This is a genomic window from Mammaliicoccus lentus (assembly GCF_947036595.1).
In the GTDB taxonomy this organism is placed as follows: domain Bacteria; phylum Bacillota; class Bacilli; order Staphylococcales; family Staphylococcaceae; genus Mammaliicoccus; species Mammaliicoccus lentus.
Window position 1 is genome coordinate 1 of the sequence record NZ_OX344834.1, and the last position, 15,691, is coordinate 15,691.

Annotated in this window: 14 protein-coding genes; 13 read left to right on the forward strand and 1 reads right to left on the reverse strand. The window is 32.9% G+C overall.

The window, feature by feature from the left end; genetic code table 11:
• From dnaA to gyrA, 11 genes are all read left to right on the forward strand, one after another.
• Complete coding sequence (dnaA, locus tag ACNMOQ_RS00005; protein WP_016999185.1) at nt 1-1,341, forward strand: chromosomal replication initiator protein DnaA; 1,341 nt, start codon at nt 1-3, stop codon at nt 1,339-1,341.
• Between the two features lie 164 nt (nt 1,342-1,505).
• Nucleotides 1,506-2,639 carry a DNA polymerase III subunit beta gene (gene dnaN / locus ACNMOQ_RS00010; RefSeq protein WP_103268571.1) on the forward strand — a complete coding sequence of 378 codons (1,134 nt, stop codon included), beginning with the start codon at nt 1,506-1,508 and terminating at the stop codon, nt 2,637-2,639.
• A 132-nt stretch (nt 2,640-2,771) separates the two neighbouring features.
• Nucleotides 2,772-3,011 carry a helix-turn-helix transcriptional regulator gene (locus tag ACNMOQ_RS00015; protein ID WP_016999183.1) on the forward strand — a complete coding sequence of 80 codons (240 nt, stop codon included), beginning with the start codon at nt 2,772-2,774 and terminating at the stop codon, nt 3,009-3,011.
• A gap of 4 nt (nt 3,012-3,015) precedes the next feature.
• On the forward strand, nt 3,016-3,915 hold the full coding sequence (locus ACNMOQ_RS00020) for an ABC transporter ATP-binding protein (protein WP_416350025.1): 900 nt from the start codon (nt 3,016-3,018) through the stop codon (nt 3,913-3,915).
• Complete coding sequence (locus ACNMOQ_RS00025) at nt 3,908-5,158, forward strand: ABC transporter permease (RefSeq protein ID WP_416350026.1); 1,251 nt, start codon at nt 3,908-3,910, stop codon at nt 5,156-5,158. The genes ACNMOQ_RS00020 and ACNMOQ_RS00025 overlap by 8 nt, the downstream gene beginning before the upstream one ends.
• Before the next feature lie 123 nt (nt 5,159-5,281).
• Nucleotides 5,282-6,019, forward strand: a complete 738-nt coding sequence (locus ACNMOQ_RS00030) for a DsbA family protein (RefSeq protein WP_064204298.1) — start codon at nt 5,282-5,284, stop codon at nt 6,017-6,019.
• A gap of 9 nt (nt 6,020-6,028) precedes the next feature.
• Nucleotides 6,029-6,442 (forward strand): disulfide oxidoreductase, encoded by a 414-nt coding sequence (locus tag ACNMOQ_RS00035; RefSeq protein WP_016999179.1) that lies wholly within the window; start codon nt 6,029-6,031, stop codon nt 6,440-6,442.
• A 195-nt stretch (nt 6,443-6,637) separates the two neighbouring features.
• Nucleotides 6,638-6,859, forward strand: a complete 222-nt coding sequence (gene yaaA / locus ACNMOQ_RS00040; RefSeq protein WP_016999178.1) for a S4 domain-containing protein YaaA — start codon at nt 6,638-6,640, stop codon at nt 6,857-6,859.
• A 2-nt stretch (nt 6,860-6,861) separates the two neighbouring features.
• Nucleotides 6,862-7,977 carry a DNA replication/repair protein RecF gene (recF, locus tag ACNMOQ_RS00045; RefSeq protein ID WP_103268576.1) on the forward strand — a complete coding sequence of 372 codons (1,116 nt, stop codon included), beginning with the start codon at nt 6,862-6,864 and terminating at the stop codon, nt 7,975-7,977.
• 22 nt (nt 7,978-7,999) lie between these two features.
• The gene (gyrB, locus tag ACNMOQ_RS00050) at nt 8,000-9,922 is read left to right on the forward strand and encodes a DNA topoisomerase (ATP-hydrolyzing) subunit B (protein WP_064204301.1); all 1,923 of its coding nucleotides are present in this window, start codon (nt 8,000-8,002) and stop codon (nt 9,920-9,922) included.
• 33 nt (nt 9,923-9,955) lie between these two features.
• On the forward strand, nt 9,956-12,556 hold the full coding sequence (gene gyrA / locus ACNMOQ_RS00055) for a DNA gyrase subunit A (protein WP_147640564.1): 2,601 nt from the start codon (nt 9,956-9,958) through the stop codon (nt 12,554-12,556).
• A 73-nt stretch (nt 12,557-12,629) separates the two neighbouring features.
• Here the strand turns inward: gyrA and ACNMOQ_RS00060 are convergent, their stop codons facing one another.
• The gene (locus tag ACNMOQ_RS00060) at nt 12,630-13,442 is read right to left on the reverse strand and encodes an NAD(P)H-hydrate dehydratase (protein ID WP_016999174.1); all 813 of its coding nucleotides are present in this window, start codon (nt 13,440-13,442) and stop codon (nt 12,630-12,632) included.
• Between the two features lie 228 nt (nt 13,443-13,670).
• Between ACNMOQ_RS00060 and hutP the strand changes: the two genes are divergently transcribed.
• Together hutP and hutH are read left to right on the forward strand one after the other, a co-directional pair.
• Nucleotides 13,671-14,108, forward strand: a complete 438-nt coding sequence (gene hutP / locus ACNMOQ_RS00065; protein ID WP_016999173.1) for a hut operon transcriptional regulator HutP — start codon at nt 13,671-13,673, stop codon at nt 14,106-14,108.
• 90 nt (nt 14,109-14,198) lie between these two features.
• Nucleotides 14,199-15,683, forward strand: coding sequence for a histidine ammonia-lyase (hutH, locus tag ACNMOQ_RS00070; RefSeq protein ID WP_416350027.1), 1,485 nt, complete (start codon nt 14,199-14,201; stop codon nt 15,681-15,683).
• The last annotated feature ends 8 nt before the right edge of the window (nt 15,684-15,691 follow it).

Here is a 15,691-nt window from a genome sequence, read left to right on the forward strand (position 1 = left end):
ATGAATTCAAAAGAAGAAATTTGGGAACAGGTATTAGCAATTGCCGAAGATCAAATCGCTTCTGCTGGTTATAATACTTGGTTTAAAGGAACTTACCTACATCAAATTGATAGTAATCGTGCAATAGTTGTAGCACAAAGTCCTTTTGTAGCTGAGTGGTTAACCAATAAATATCATGAACATGTCATAGATTTTATCTATAATGTCATAGGCGACAGAGTTCAAGTTAAATTTATATCAGAAGACGATCTTGAAAGTGAAGATTTTACTGAACAACCTGCAAAAAGTAAGACAATTGAAGAAAATGAAGAAGTAACAAATAGCCAATTAAATAGTAATAACACTTTTGATACATTTGTTATCGGTCCAGGAAATCAATTTCCACACGCCGCTTCATTAGCTGTAGCTGAGGAACCTGCAAACGCCTATAACCCTCTATTTATATATGGTGGTGTTGGCCTAGGCAAAACGCATTTAATGCACGCTATTGGTCACTATGTATTAGAACAAAATCCAAACGCTAACGTTCTTTATACATCTAGTGAAAAATTCACAAATGAATTTATCAAATCTATCAGAAAAAATGATACAGAAAGCTTCAGAGATAAATATCGTAATATCGATGTACTATTAATAGACGATATTCAATTCATTCAAAAGAAAGAACAAACACAAGAAGAATTTTTCCATACTTTTAATGATTTACATCAAAACAAAAAGCAAATTGTTATTTCTAGTGATAGACCACCAAAAGAAATTCCAACATTAGAAGATCGCTTAAGAACTCGATTTGAATGGGGTTTAATTGTAGATATCACACCGCCTGACTTTGAAACGAGAATGGCAATTTTACAGAAGAAAATTGAAGAAGAAAACCTTGATTTACCAGTTGAAGCTCTTACTTATATAGCGAATTCTATTCAATCGAACATTCGTGAATTAGAAGGTGCTTTAACAAGAGTCTTGGCTTATTCTAAATTAAGAAACAAACCGATTAATACTGATTTAGTTGCTGAAGCACTAAAAGACATCATCTCGACACCTAGATCGACTAAGATTACGATTCAAGATATTCAACAAGTTGTCGGAAAAATGTATAACGTGCGTATCGAAGACTTTTCAGCCAAAAAACGTACTAAATCTATCGCATATCCTAGACAAATTGCAATGTATCTTTCAAGAGAGCTTACTGATTTCTCACTACCTAAAATTGGTGAAGAATTCGGAGGAAGAGATCACACTACAGTGATTCATGCTCATGAAAAAATTAGAAATGATATAGAAAATAATCCAGAACTAAAGACTGATTTAGAACAACTAGAAAAACAAATACGTGGATAATGTGGATAAGTTGTGCACATCCATACACAGTTTATCAACATGTGAATAACTTTTATATCGCATTTTAAAGTAGGTTATCCACCAATCCACAGCCCCTATTACTATTACTACGAATTTAAAAGATATATAATTAATATATAACGACTGGAAGGAGTTTATAAGTTATGAAATTTACAATTCAACGAGATTACTTTCTTAATCAATTGAATGATACATTAAAAGCCATTTCACCAAGAACTACATTACCAATACTTACAGGAATTAAAATTGATGCAACAGATAAAGGTATTATATTAACAGGATCAGATTCTGAAATATCAATTGAAATTACAATTCAAGAAAATATTGATGGTGAAAAAATAGTAGACATAGAAGAAAAAGGTTCTGTAGTACTTCCAGGACGTTTCTTTGTTGATATCGTTAAGAAATTACCAGGTAAAACAGTAAATCTATCAACAAATGATCAATTCAAAACATTAATCACTTCAGGTCATTCTGAATTTAATGTTAGTGGATTAGACCCAGATCAATACCCGTTATTACCACAAGTATCAGAAGATGATGCTATTAAATTACCAATTAAAGTACTAAAAAATATTATTGCTCAAACAAACTTTGCTGTGTCCACGTCAGAAACACGTCCAGTGTTGACAGGTGTAAACTGGTTGATACAAGACAAAGAACTTATCTGTACTGCAACAGATTCACACAGACTTGCATTAAGAAAGCTTAAACTAGAAGATGAAGACATAGAAGATAAAAATGTTATCATCCCAGGTAAAGCATTATCTGAATTGAACAAGATTGTTTCGGATTCAGAAGAAGATATCAACATATTCTTTGCTAGTAACCAAGTGTTATTTAAAGTTGGACACATTAACTTTATTTCAAGATTACTAGAAGGTAACTATCCTGATACAACAAGATTATTCCCTGAAAATTATGAAACAAAATTAGGTGTGAATAATAGCGAATTCTATCATGCAATTGATCGTGCATCACTATTAGCACGTGAAGGTGGAAACAATGTTATTAAACTATCTACAGACGTTAACAAATTAGAATTATCTTCTACATCTCCAGAAATTGGTACTGTAAAAGAAGAAGTTACTACTGAAGAAGTTGAAGGGGAATCTTTAAAAATTTCCTTTAACTCTAAATATATGATGGATGCATTAAAAGCAATTGATAACGATGATGTACACGTAGAATTCTTTGGAACAATGAGACCATTCATACTTAAACCAAAAGATGACGAGTCAGTTATTCAATTGATTTTACCAATCAGAACATATTAATTATATTTAGTTATAGCTTGAGGAATCCTTTATTAATAGGGGTTCCTCATTTTTTTATAATAGATGTCAAGTTCACTTGACACGCTAAAAAAATTGATTTATTGTAAAGTTAACTTGACAGGAAGTGATTAATTGAAAAACAGGGTTTATGAATTTAGATCTGAAAGAAAAATGACTCAAAGTGAATTATCTCGATTAGTCAATGTGTCGAGACAAACAATTAATTCAATTGAACGTTATAAATTCAATCCAACTTTAGTGTTGGCACATAAACTTTCACAAGTGTTTAACGTAACGATTGATGAATTATTCATCTTTGAAGATGACGAGAATATCTCACAAGCGGATATTCAATCTAGTAAAAAGGAGTAAACTTATGACATTAATTATCGAAAATGTATCTAAGAAGTTTAATGACTTTAATGCAGTGCAAGATGTCAGTTTAGAAGTACCGAAAGGAACAATGTATGGCTTTTTAGGTGGGAATGGTGCTGGTAAAACAACTACTTTCCGCATGATTTTAGGCTTACTACCTAAAACAACTGGGGTTGTGAAATTTAATGATAAACCGATTGATTACAAAATGACTAATAAAATCGGCTATTTACCAGAAGAAAGAGGCTTGCATCCAAAATTAAAAGTATTTGAAGAAATTAGATATTTAGCAGAATTAAAAGGCATGAATAAAAAAGACATTGATCAAGAACTTGATTATTGGCTAAAAAGATTTGATGCATTTGAAAATAAAGATAAAAAAATAGACGCCCTATCTAAAGGTAATCAACAAAAAGTACAACTTATAGCAGCTATCATACATAAACCTGAGTTGCTTATATTAGACGAACCATTTAGTGGTTTAGACCCAGTAAACGTTGAATTATTAAAATCAGCTGTTAAAGAATTAAAGGAACGCGGCACAACGATTATATTCAGCTCACACAGAATGGAACATGTTGAAGAACTTTGTGATTATATATGCATCATGAGCAAAGGGAAATCAGTAGTTTCTGGTTCTCTTGATAAAGTGAAAGATGACTTTGGCAAAAAAGATATATACATTGAGGGGAATCATGATTTTTCATTCTTAAAAGATTTCGAGGGAATTGAAGCATTTGAGAATACGAAAAAAGGCGTTAAAATCAGAATTACTGATGAAAGATACGCTGAAGAAATATATAATCAAGCAATTAAACTTGGTTATCTTAAACGATTCCAAGTTGCTGAGCCATCTCTAAACGATATCTTTATAGCTAAGGTTGGTGATCAACATGAATAAGTTTTGGCCTACATTTAATTTAACGTACTTACAAAAAGTAAAAAGTAAATCATTTATTATTATGACTGCATTATTTATGCTATTTATCTTTGCATTAAGTAATGTGGATAAAATTGTCGAGTTCTTTGATAATAGTTCCAAAACAGTTGCAATTCAAACAGATAACGAAATGATTTATAAAGGGTTAGAAAAACAATATAAACAAGATGATGATGTAGAAAAAGTTGAAAAAGTATCACTGGAAAAAGGAAAAAAAGGTGTAGAAGATGATAAATACGACCGCCTTATTCAAGTTGAAATAAAAGATGAAAAATTAAATGGCACAATTTATGAAAAAGGGTCAGTTGATGAAAATGAGAAAATGACTTTACAAACAACATTAAGTCAAATGCAGTCATCGCTAACTGCTCAAAAACTAGATTTATCAGAGAAAGATTTACAGGCACTTAATACGCCAAGTGATGTACAAACTAAAGAAATTAAGTCAAAAGATGACGAAAAACAATCAAGTGATGTTAAACCGGAAGTACAAGCTTTAAATATAGTTATCGTTTACATCATCCTATTCTTATCATTTTTCATTACGTTGAATTATGCGAATCAAATCGGTACAGAAATTGCTACTGAGAAGACTACTAGAGTTATCGAGATGATTGTGACGAGCGTTAAACCATCTATTCATGTCGCAGCTAAAATATTATCTGTAATAGCAGTAGCTTTTACACAAATATTCTTTATTATTTTAGCCATTGTAATTAGCATATTTGCTTTTGATTTAAAAGGCTTATTTGATGCAGTCGGTGTTGAATTTGGTCCTGAGACTACAAGAATCATCGTATATGGGCTTGTTTTCTTAATTATAGGGGTAATTACCTATATTACTTTAGCGGCTATTCTAGGGGCTTTAACGAGCCGTATAGAAGATTTAGCACAATCGATGATGCCAGTAACATTTATTTCTTTAGCTGGTTTCTATATTGCTATGTTTAGTATTGGAACTCCAGATACTATGCTTGTTAAGATAACAAGCTTCGTACCATTGTTATCTCCGATGGTTATGTTGTTAAGAACAATTTCTGACTCTACGCCAGAGTGGCATATATTATTAGGAATTCTTATCTCAATTGTGACTTGTATTATTTTATTAATGTTCGCTGCAAAAACTTATAGAGGCAGTGTATTAACTTATGATAAAGGACTTATTAAAAACTTAAAAAATGCATTAAACATGACTAAAAATTAATTCATTATAAAAAGTGCTATACATTTGTCACAAAACCTTAATGTTTTTTTACAGAAGCGTGTAGAATTTATGTAAGCGATAGTATAAAATTTATATTATCACTAAAGAGATTGAGGGATTAAAATGGCAAACAAAAATAGTAATAGCAATATTATATTTCTTATGATTGCAATTCTAATTATAGTTGCGGGTATTGTTATGCTTGTCGTGTTCGGTGGAAGCGGAGATGACAAAGAAAAAGATAGTCTCTTCGAAAGAACAGTTAAAGCTAAAGATTTATCTAAAGACACAAAAAATAATCCAACCCATAAAAAGGGTGATGCCAAAGTGCAAATTGTAGAGTTTGGAGATTACAAATGTCCAGCATGTAAAGCATTTGAAACAAATTTTATGGATAAAATTGAAAAAGATTATATTGATAAAGGCGAAGTAGAATATAGATTTGTTAATGCACCGTTCCATGGTGAAGGTTCTGAACTTGGCGCAGCTTCAGCACATGCTGTAAATAAAGTTGCACCTGATGCATACTGGAACTACCACAGAGCTTTATTTGAAGCACAACCTGACGATCACGATATGCAGGGTGATGATGAATGGTTAACACAATCTGTAGTGAAAAAAGCCGTCAATGGATTAGATATTGATAAAGATAAAAAAGAACAAATTATGAAATTAGTTAAAGATCGTAATTCAGAATCATACAAACAAATGAATAGCGATGCAGATTTAACGAAAAAATATGATGTCGACATAACACCGACAGTTGTTGTTGATGGTAAAGTATTATCAGATCCAATGGATTATGACAAAATTTCTGAAGCTATAGATAAAGCTATCGAAAAGAAAAATAAATCAAATTAGGTGGTCAATTTGAAACAACAATACGGACTTTTTATTTCCTGGGTAATAGCTTTAGTTGCAACTTTAGGTAGCTTATATTTCAGTGAAATACGTGGTTTTATACCTTGTACGCTATGCTGGTATCAACGTATATGCATGTACCCATTGGTGTTAATTACAGGTATTGGCTCATTTCAAAATGATTATTCTGTTAAAAAAATTGCATTACCAATTTCTTTAATTGGACTATGTATTTCGACATGGCATTATTTAGAACAAAAAGTACCTGGCTTTGCAGAAATCAAACCATGTACCCAAGGTGTACCTTGCTCATCTGAATATATAAATGTCTTTGGATTTATTACAATTCCATTTTTAGCAGGACTTGCATTTTTATTGGTTAGTTTGATATTAATTTTTACTAAAAAAGATAAAACAATATAATACTAAGGCTGTCCCATTGTCTTTTGACTTTGTGGATAGCCTTTTTATTTTAAATATTAGCGTATTGTTTTTTCTTTTATATTTTAATTTTTTATAGATTTATTTTTGATTTAATGAATTGTACCTAAAAACATGATTTTTTAGTGAAAAAAAGGTATAATATAGAGATGACTAATTAAGATTGGAGTGAAGATAATGGTACAAGATATCTCAGTTGAAGACGAAATTACTTTAGGGCAATTCCTAAAAAATGAAGGCGTCATTGGAACGGGTGGTCAAGCTAAATGGTTCCTCCAAGATGAAGAAGTACTGATTAATGGCGAACGTGAGACACGTCGTGGAAAGAAATTACATGATGGTGACTTAATTGAAATTCCTTCTGAAGGTCAATTTCGCATCAATCATCTAAGTGAATAGATATGATATTAAGAGAACTTAATTTAACCCATTATAGAAATTATAACAAGTGTACACTTCAATTTAATCCAAATGTTAATATTTTGATTGGCGAAAATGCCCAAGGTAAGACAAATTTATTAGAATCAATCTATACTTTAGCGTTAGCAAAAAGCCATAGAACATCGAATGATAAAGAACTCATACAGTTTGGGGAAGAGTATGGTAAAATAGAAGGTGAACTTAGTTATCGTCATGGAAAAATGCCAATTTCTTTAATCATCACAAAGAAAGGCAAAAAGGCGAAAGTCAATCATCTAGAACAAAGTAGATTAACGCAATATATTGGTCACTTAAATGTGGTACTGTTTGCACCAGAAGATTTGAATATAGTTAAAGGTAGCCCGCAAATTAGACGGCGTTTTATAGATATGGAACTCGGTCAGATGTCTGCGGTTTATTTAAGTCATTTATCAAATTATCAAAGATTACTTAAACAGAAAAACCATTACCTTAAACAATTGCAAATTGGCAAAATGAAAGATCGTACAATGCTTGAAGTATTTAACGAACAATTTTCAGAAGAAGCTGCAAACGTCACATTGAAGCGGGCGCATTTTATAAGTGAGTTAGAGAAGATTGCTGCAGTAATTCACAAAGGAATTACAAGTCAAAACGAAGAACTAAAGGTTCAATATGAACCTAATATTAAACTTGCTGAAACGCATCATAATCAACAAGATTTGAAAGATGCTTTTTGTAAATTATTAAATGAATCTATGGATAAAGAAATAGAGCGTGGAAGTGCTAGATATGGTCCACATCGAGATGATATCAGTTTTCATGTTAACGATATGAATGTTCAAACTTATGGCTCACAAGGACAACAACGTACGACTGCATTATCTATCAAGCTAGCTGAAATAGAATTGATTAATCAAGTAGTTGGTGAATATCCAATTTTATTATTAGACGATGTATTGAGTGAACTTGATGATAAACGACAAACGCATTTATTAAGTACGATCCAAGAAAAGGTCCAAACTTTTGTAACGACTACGTCCGTAGATGGTATAGAACATGAAATCATGAAAGATGCCAAGGTATTTAACGTATCTAAAGGCAATATTATTGAGTAGATGAAAGTGAAGGTGGAAATACGTGTCAGAACAAAATAACGAAGTAAGTTATGGTGCAGATCAGATACAAGTATTAGAAGGCTTAGAGGCAGTCCGTAAACGCCCTGGTATGTATATTGGTTCTACAGCATCAAGAGGTTTACATCATCTTGTATGGGAAATCGTTGATAACAGTATCGACGAAGCTTTAGCAGGTTATGCTGATCATATAGAACTTATAATAGAAAAGGATAACTGGGTTAAAGTAACAGATAACGGTAGAGGTATTCCAGTAGATATTCAAGAGAAAATGGGACGTCCTGCTGTTGAAGTTATATTAACAGTATTGCATGCTGGTGGTAAATTTGGCGGTGGCGGATACAAAGTATCTGGTGGACTACACGGCGTGGGTTCATCTGTCGTAAACGCACTATCTTCTCAACTAGAAGTTTACGTACACCTTAATAACAAAATATATCATCAAGCATATAAAAGAGGTATTCCTCAGTTCGACTTAAAAGTTATTGGTGAAACAGATTATACTGGTACGGCAATTCGCTTTAAAGCAGATGAAGAAATTTTCACAGAAACAACTGAATACGAATACGACATTCTACAAAAACGTATTCGTGAGTTAGCCTTTTTAAATAAAGGTATACAAATTTCGCTTAGAGACGAAAGAGACGATGAAAATATACTCGAAGATTCTTATTACTACGAAGGTGGTATTAAATCTTACGTTGAATTATTAAATAAATCAAAAGAAGTTTTATTTGATGATCCAATTTACATTCATGATACTAAAGAGGATGTAGAAGTCGAAATCTCAATTCAATATAATAGCGGTTTTGCTACTAACTTACTGACTTATGCTAACAACATCCACACTTATGAAGGTGGTACGCATGAAGATGGATTTAAACGAGCATTAACAAGAGTGATTAATAGTTATGGTACTAAGAATAAACTTCTTAAAGATGGCGAAGAAAAGCTCTCAGGTGAAGACGTACGAGAAGGTCTTACTGCTGTTGTTTCTATCAAGCATAGTGACCCACAATTCGAAGGTCAAACAAAAACAAAACTAGGTAACTCTGAAGTGCGTCAAATTGTTGATAAACTATTCTCAGAGCTATTTGAAAGATTTTTACTTGAAAATCCAAATGTAGCTAGAATCATTGTAGATAAAGGTATTATGGCGTCAAGAGCTCGTCTAGCAGCGAAAAAAGCAAGAGAAGTAACAAGACGTAAATCAGCATTAGAAGTTTCAAGTCTACCAGGTAAACTTGCAGACTGTTCAAGTAAAAAACCAGATGAATGTGAATTATACATCGTTGAGGGTGACTCTGCCGGTGGGTCTGCTAAATTAGGTCGTGACTCTAGAACACAAGCTATTTTACCTTTACGTGGTAAAATCTTGAACGTTGAAAAAGCACGTCTTGATAAAATACTTGGAAATAATGAAATACGCTCTATGATTACTGGACTAGGTACTGGTATAGGTGGAGAATTTGATATTAGTAAAGCTAGATATCATAAATTAGTTATCATGACTGATGCTGACGTAGATGGTGCGCATATTAGAACATTGTTATTAACGTTCTTCTATAGATTTATGAGACCGTTAATTGAAGCGGGATATGTTTATATTGCACAACCACCTTTATATAAAGTAGAACAAGGTAAAAAGAAATATTACGTATTTAACGATAGAGAATTAGATAAATTAAAAGAAGAGTTAAGCTCAACACCTAAACTGTCTATAGCACGTTATAAAGGTCTTGGAGAAATGAATGCAGATCAATTGTGGGAAACAACAATGAATCCTGAAAATCGTTCAATGCTTCAAGTAACACTAACAGATGCGATAGAAGCTGACGAAACGTTTGAAATGCTTATGGGAGATATTGTTGAGTTTCGTCGTCAATTTATTGAAGAAAATGCTGAATACGCAACGTTAGATATTTAAAGCACAATTTACGATTTAAGGAGGATATAATTAATGGCTGAAACACCTCAATCAAGAGTGAGTGAACGTAACATCAGTAGAGAAATGAAAGAGTCATTTTTAGATTATGCAATGAGTGTTATTGTATCTCGTGCTCTACCTGATGTTAGAGATGGCTTAAAACCTGTTCATAGACGTATATTGTATGGTATGAACGATCAAGGTATGACCTCAGACAAACCATATAAAAAATCTGCACGTATCGTTGGTGACGTAATGGGTAAATATCACCCACACGGTGACTCATCTATTTATGAAGCAATGGTACGTATGGCGCAAGACTTCAGTTATCGTTATCCATTAGTAGATGGTCAAGGTAACTTTGGTTCAATGGACGGTGACGGTGCTGCTGCAATGCGTTATACAGAAGCACGTATGGCTAAAATAACAAGTGAATTATTAAGAGATATTAATAAAGATACAATTGATTTCCAAGATAACTATGATGGTAATGAGAGAGAGCCGGTAGTCTTACCAGCTAGATTCCCTAACTTGTTAGTGAATGGTACATCAGGTATTGCAGTTGGTATGGCTACAAATATTCCACCGCATAACTTGAACGAAGTAATAGACGGCGTTCTTGCGCTAAGTCATAATCCAGAAATTACAACAAATGAATTAATGGATATCGTTCAAGGTCCTGACTTCCCAACTGCTGGTTTAATTATGGGTAGAAGCGGAATAAGACGTGCTTACGAAACAGGCCGTGGCTCAGTTTTAATGAGAGCTCGTGCTGAAATTGATGTAATGAAAAACGGTAAAGAACGCATTATTGTTACAGAAGTTCCTTACCAAGTAAATAAAGCAAGATTGATTGAAAAAATTGCAGAATTAGCACGCGATAAAAAAATCGAAGGCATTACAGAATTAAGAGATGAAACAAGCTTAAAAGTTGGTCTTCGTATTGTTATTGAAGTTAGAAAAGATGCTAATGCGAATGTTATATTAAATAACTTATATAAACAAACACCATTACAAACTTCATTCGGTGTAAACATGATTGCACTTGTTAACGGTAAACCTAAACTATTAGGCTTACGTTCTGTAATATATCATTATTTAGAACACCAAAAAGAAGTTGTAACTAGACGTACGAAATATAACTTGAAAAAAGCTCAAGATAGAGCGCATATTCTCGAAGGTTTACGTATTGCATTAGATCATATTGATGAAATTATTAAATTGATTCGTGAATCTCAAAGCGATGCAGAAGCAATGGAAGGCTTGCAAAATCGTTTCAAATTATCTGAACGACAAGCACAAGCCATTCTAGATATGCGTCTACGTCGATTAACAGGATTAGAGCGCGGTAAGATTGAAAGTGAATATCAAGATTTACTAAAACTTATCGAAGAACTTAAAGAAATCTTAAATGACGAAGAAAAATTACTAGAAATTATTAGAGAAGAAATCATTGAGATTAAAGAAAAATATGGTGATGAAAGACGTACTGAAATAACTGCTGCAGGTCTTGATCAAATTGAAGATGAAGACTTAATACCTGAAGAACAGATCGTTATTTCATTAAGTCATAACAACTATATTAAACGATTACCTGTATCCACTTATCGCTCTCAAAATAGAGGTGGACGTGGTGTACAAGGAATGAATACAATCGAAGATGATTTCGTTAGCCAGTTAGTAACTTTAAGTACACATGATAATGTATTATTCTTTACGAATAAAGGTCGTGTCTACAAGCTAAAAGGCTATGAAATTCCTGAAATGTCTAGACAGTCTAAAGGCTTACCAATCGTCAATGCTTTAGAAATTGATAAAGATGAAAAAATCAGTACAATGATAGCAGTTAAAGATCTATCTAGTGAAGAAGACTTCCTAGTATTTGCTACGAAAAAAGGTACTGTAAAACGTTCTAAACTATCGAATTTCTCTCGTATTAACAAAAACGGTAAGATTGCGATTAACTTTAAAGAAGACGACGAGTTGATTGCGGTTAGACTAACGGATGGTACGAAAGAGATTATTATCGGAACGAAACATGCTTCATTAATCCGATTTGATGAAACGAAACTACGCCCATTAGGTAGAACTGCTGCAGGCGTTAGAGGTATTTCATTAAGAGAAAATGATGAAGTAATTGGATTAGACGTTACCGACGAAGAAGAACAAGATGAGATTTTAATCGTCACTGAAAATGGTTATGGTAAACGTACTGCTGCTGACCAATATCGAATTTCTAACAGAGGTGGTAAAGGTATTAAGACTGCCACTTTAACAGAGAAAAACGGTAGTCTAGTATGTATTACGACTGTGACAGGTGACGAAGACTTAATGATTGTCACAAATTCAGGTGTCATTATTAGGTTACATGTCGCTGATATTTCTCAAAATGGTCGTAGCGCTCAAGGTGTTAGATTAATTCGTCTAGGTGAAAACCAACAAGTTGCAACAGTTGCAAAAGTTGAACCAGATGAAAATGAAATAGCAGAGTCTCCAATTGAAGGTGTACTAGAAGAAACTTTAGATACACCAGCAACAGAGAATACAAATGAAAAAGAAGAACTAAGAGAAGACTTCATGGATCGTGTAAACGAAGATATTGAAAAACAAGACGATGAAGACGACGAAGAATAATAAATAAAATACTCCCTCCTAATAGTCACTATTATTATAGTGAAGTTTTAGGAGGGAGTATTTTTTATATGTTTTATTCTGTTTCGAATGATTTCATAGCATAAGGAATTTCATCTATAAGTTTAGATGGTGGGACGATGTACATATCTTTAGAAAGTTTTTCACCTATATAGCTATGCATATAAGTAGCATTGATAACCGCTTCTTCTAAATCAAACTGTCCTACAAAACTTGTTATCATCCCTGCTAAAGTATCACCCATACCACCAGTTGCCATAGCAGGTGTACCTATAGATAATTTATATTCATGATCTTTAAAGTATAATTCCGTACCGTGTTGTTTCAAGACGACAGTAGCATTTAATGCTTTGACTGCTTCTTTATTTCTCTCATAAGTTTGTTCTTCGATTGGTATATTACTGAGTCTTTCCCATTCTTTTTGATGAGGCGTAAAGATAATTTCACATTCTGGTAAAGTATGCTTTAATTTACTCAATATCGTAATAGCATCACCATCAATAATTAACGTTTGGTGAGGCTGAATATTTTGGAATAAAAACGTTAAAGTATTATTGCCTTTAAAATCTAAGCCGAGTCCAGGTCCAATCAAAATACAATCTGATTGCTCTATTAATTTAGAGAGTTTTTTCAAGTCAGTTATATCTGAAACCATTGCTTCAGGACAACGTGAATGTAAAGCAGCAAAGTTTGATGAATGTGTAGAAACTGTAATTAAACCACTTCCACTAAATACACAAGCTCTTGCAGCTAACATAATAGCGCCACCTAAATTAGCATTTCCACCGATTAATAAAATCCTACCATAATCGCCTTTGTGAGATTCCTGCTCTCTTTTTGGAATTGTAACAGACGAAATTGTCTTCATGATTAACCCACCTTCAATTAATTGTACGATTTATTATGCCACTTTAATTATGAAATGAACAGTATATTCTACTAAACTTAAAAATAAAAACTTTAATAAGCTAATGTATTAATCAATCACTGTGTTACGGATATCTTAAAAAGTATTGTCATAAAAATTATGAAAGCGTATACTAAAAATATAATGTGAATATAGATATTAGTTATTAGATAAGATAGGAGCTTTCACATGACTGAACAAATATCAATTGGTAAGTACGCAACATTATTAACACTTACTGATGAGCAAACTGCGAAACAATTGAATCCAGACTGCGATCAAATGCAATTTATAGTTGGTAAGATTGGAACGATGTCGCTTAATAAGATTATCTCTTCAATAGAGACAGCAGCTAGAAGACAGAACCTTATATCTGAAACGCAGTATAGAGAAACACACGCTTTGTATCATGCAATATTAGAAGCAGTAAATGGTATTACGAGAGGTGAATTATCTATAGGTGAAATTATGAGAACTGTTGGTTTAAAATTTTCTGTTGTGAGAGGATATCCATATTCTGATAAACAAGAAGGAGAATGGATAGCCGTTAGTCTATACGGCACAATAGGAGCTCCTATTAAAGGAAAAGAACATGAAACAATCGGTTTAGGTATCAATCATATATAGACATAAGAACACCTATTAGACATTAGATAAGAGAAAGGTGCAACAAATAAATTTTTGTTGTATTTTTTTGTGTCCAAAGGAGTGTTATTTGTGACTTTAATATTAAAAGGTAAAGATTTAACGATTCAAGATATTAAAACATTTTTAGAAGAAGATAGGCAAATATCTATTTCAGAGGAAGCTTTAATTAATGTTAGAAAAAGTAGAGAAACAGTTGAACGAATCATAAATAATAAAGAAACTGTATACGGTATAACAACTGGATTTGGATTGTTCAGTGATGTATTGATTGAGCAAGAAAAATACAATGACTTACAAATTAATTTAATTCGTTCACATTCTTGTGGCGTAGGAAAAGCCTTTCCAGACAATGTTTCATTAATCATGATGATTTTAAGATTAAATACAATGTTAAAAGGCCACTCAGGTGTAACAGAAGACTTAGTAAACTTGTTAGTCGAATTTATTAACAGAAGAATTATACCGGTTATACCAGAGCAAGGATCTTTAGGAGCTTCAGGTGATTTAGCTCCATTATCACACCTAGCATTAGCTTTAATTGGGGAAGGCGATGTGCATTATAAAGGTGAAACACTAAACGCTAAAGCAGTCTTGCACAAACTGGAATTAGAGCCTCATTCATTACAAGCTAAAGAAGGTTTAGCATTAATAAATGGAACTCAAGCAATGACAGCTCAAGGCGTTATTGCGTATATAGAAGCGGAAAATATTGCTTATAATTCAGAGTGGATTGCTTCATTAACACATCAAGCTTTAAATGGAATTGTGGATGCATATGATGAGCATGTGCATATCGTAAGAAACTTTAATGAACAAATTGAAGTGGCTGAAAGAATGCGTAATTGGTTAGCCGGTTCAAAACTTACAACACGTCAAGGGGAAGTACGTGTGCAAGATGCATATACATTAAGATGTATCCCACAAATTCATGGAGCAAGTTTTCAAGTGCTAAATTATGTGAAAGAAAAATTAGAATTAGAAATGAATGCTGCAAACGATAATCCATTAATATTTGATAAAGATGATGAAACACTCGTTATATCAGGTGGAAACTTCCATGGACAACCAATAGCCTTTGCTGTGGATTTCTTGAAAATCGGAGTTGCAGAATTAGCGAATGTTTCTGAACGTCGATTAGAAAGGTTAGTTAATCCACAATTAAATGGTGGATTACCAGCATTTTTAAGTCCTGAACCAGGTTTACAAAGTGGAGCAATGATTATGCAATATGCTGCCGCTTCGCTTGTATCAGAAAATAAGACTTTAGCACATCCTGCTAGCGTCGATTCAATACCGTCTTCAGCTAACCAAGAAGATCATGTTTCGATGGGTACGATTGGAGCAAGACATGCTTATCAAATTATCCAAAATGTAAGAAGAGTATTATCGATAGAATGTATCATCGCTCTACAAGCGGTAGAAATTAAAGGGATAGAAAAGCTTTCACCTAGAACAAAAGAAAAATATATGGAGTTAAGAGAAGTTGTACCTTCGATAACTGAAGATAGAGTCTTTCATCACGATATAGAAAGGGTATGTGAATATTTAAGATAGTGAATTTT

Excerpts from the sequence above, each read along its gene's own strand:
- ACNMOQ_RS00030 (WP_064204298.1), top strand. The coding sequence starts at position 5,282 with ATGGCAAACAAAAATAGTAATAGCAATATTATATTTCTTATGATTGCA.
- ACNMOQ_RS00025 (WP_416350026.1), top strand. The coding sequence starts at position 3,908 with ATGAATAAGTTTTGGCCTACATTTAATTTAACGTACTTACAAAAAGTA.
- ACNMOQ_RS00020 (WP_416350025.1), top strand. The coding sequence starts at position 3,016 with ATGACATTAATTATCGAAAATGTATCTAAGAAGTTTAATGACTTTAAT.
- hutP (WP_016999173.1), top strand. The coding sequence starts at position 13,671 with ATGACTGAACAAATATCAATTGGTAAGTACGCAACATTATTAACACTT.
- yaaA (WP_016999178.1), top strand. The coding sequence starts at position 6,638 with ATGGTACAAGATATCTCAGTTGAAGACGAAATTACTTTAGGGCAATTC.
- gyrA (WP_147640564.1), top strand. The coding sequence starts at position 9,956 with ATGGCTGAAACACCTCAATCAAGAGTGAGTGAACGTAACATCAGTAGA.
- recF (WP_103268576.1), top strand. The coding sequence starts at position 6,862 with ATGATATTAAGAGAACTTAATTTAACCCATTATAGAAATTATAACAAG.
- ACNMOQ_RS00060 (WP_016999174.1), bottom strand. The coding sequence starts at position 13,442 with ATGAAGACAATTTCGTCTGTTACAATTCCAAAAAGAGAGCAGGAATCT.
- dnaN (WP_103268571.1), top strand. The coding sequence starts at position 1,506 with ATGAAATTTACAATTCAACGAGATTACTTTCTTAATCAATTGAATGAT.
- dnaA (WP_016999185.1), top strand. The coding sequence starts at position 1 with ATGAATTCAAAAGAAGAAATTTGGGAACAGGTATTAGCAATTGCCGAA.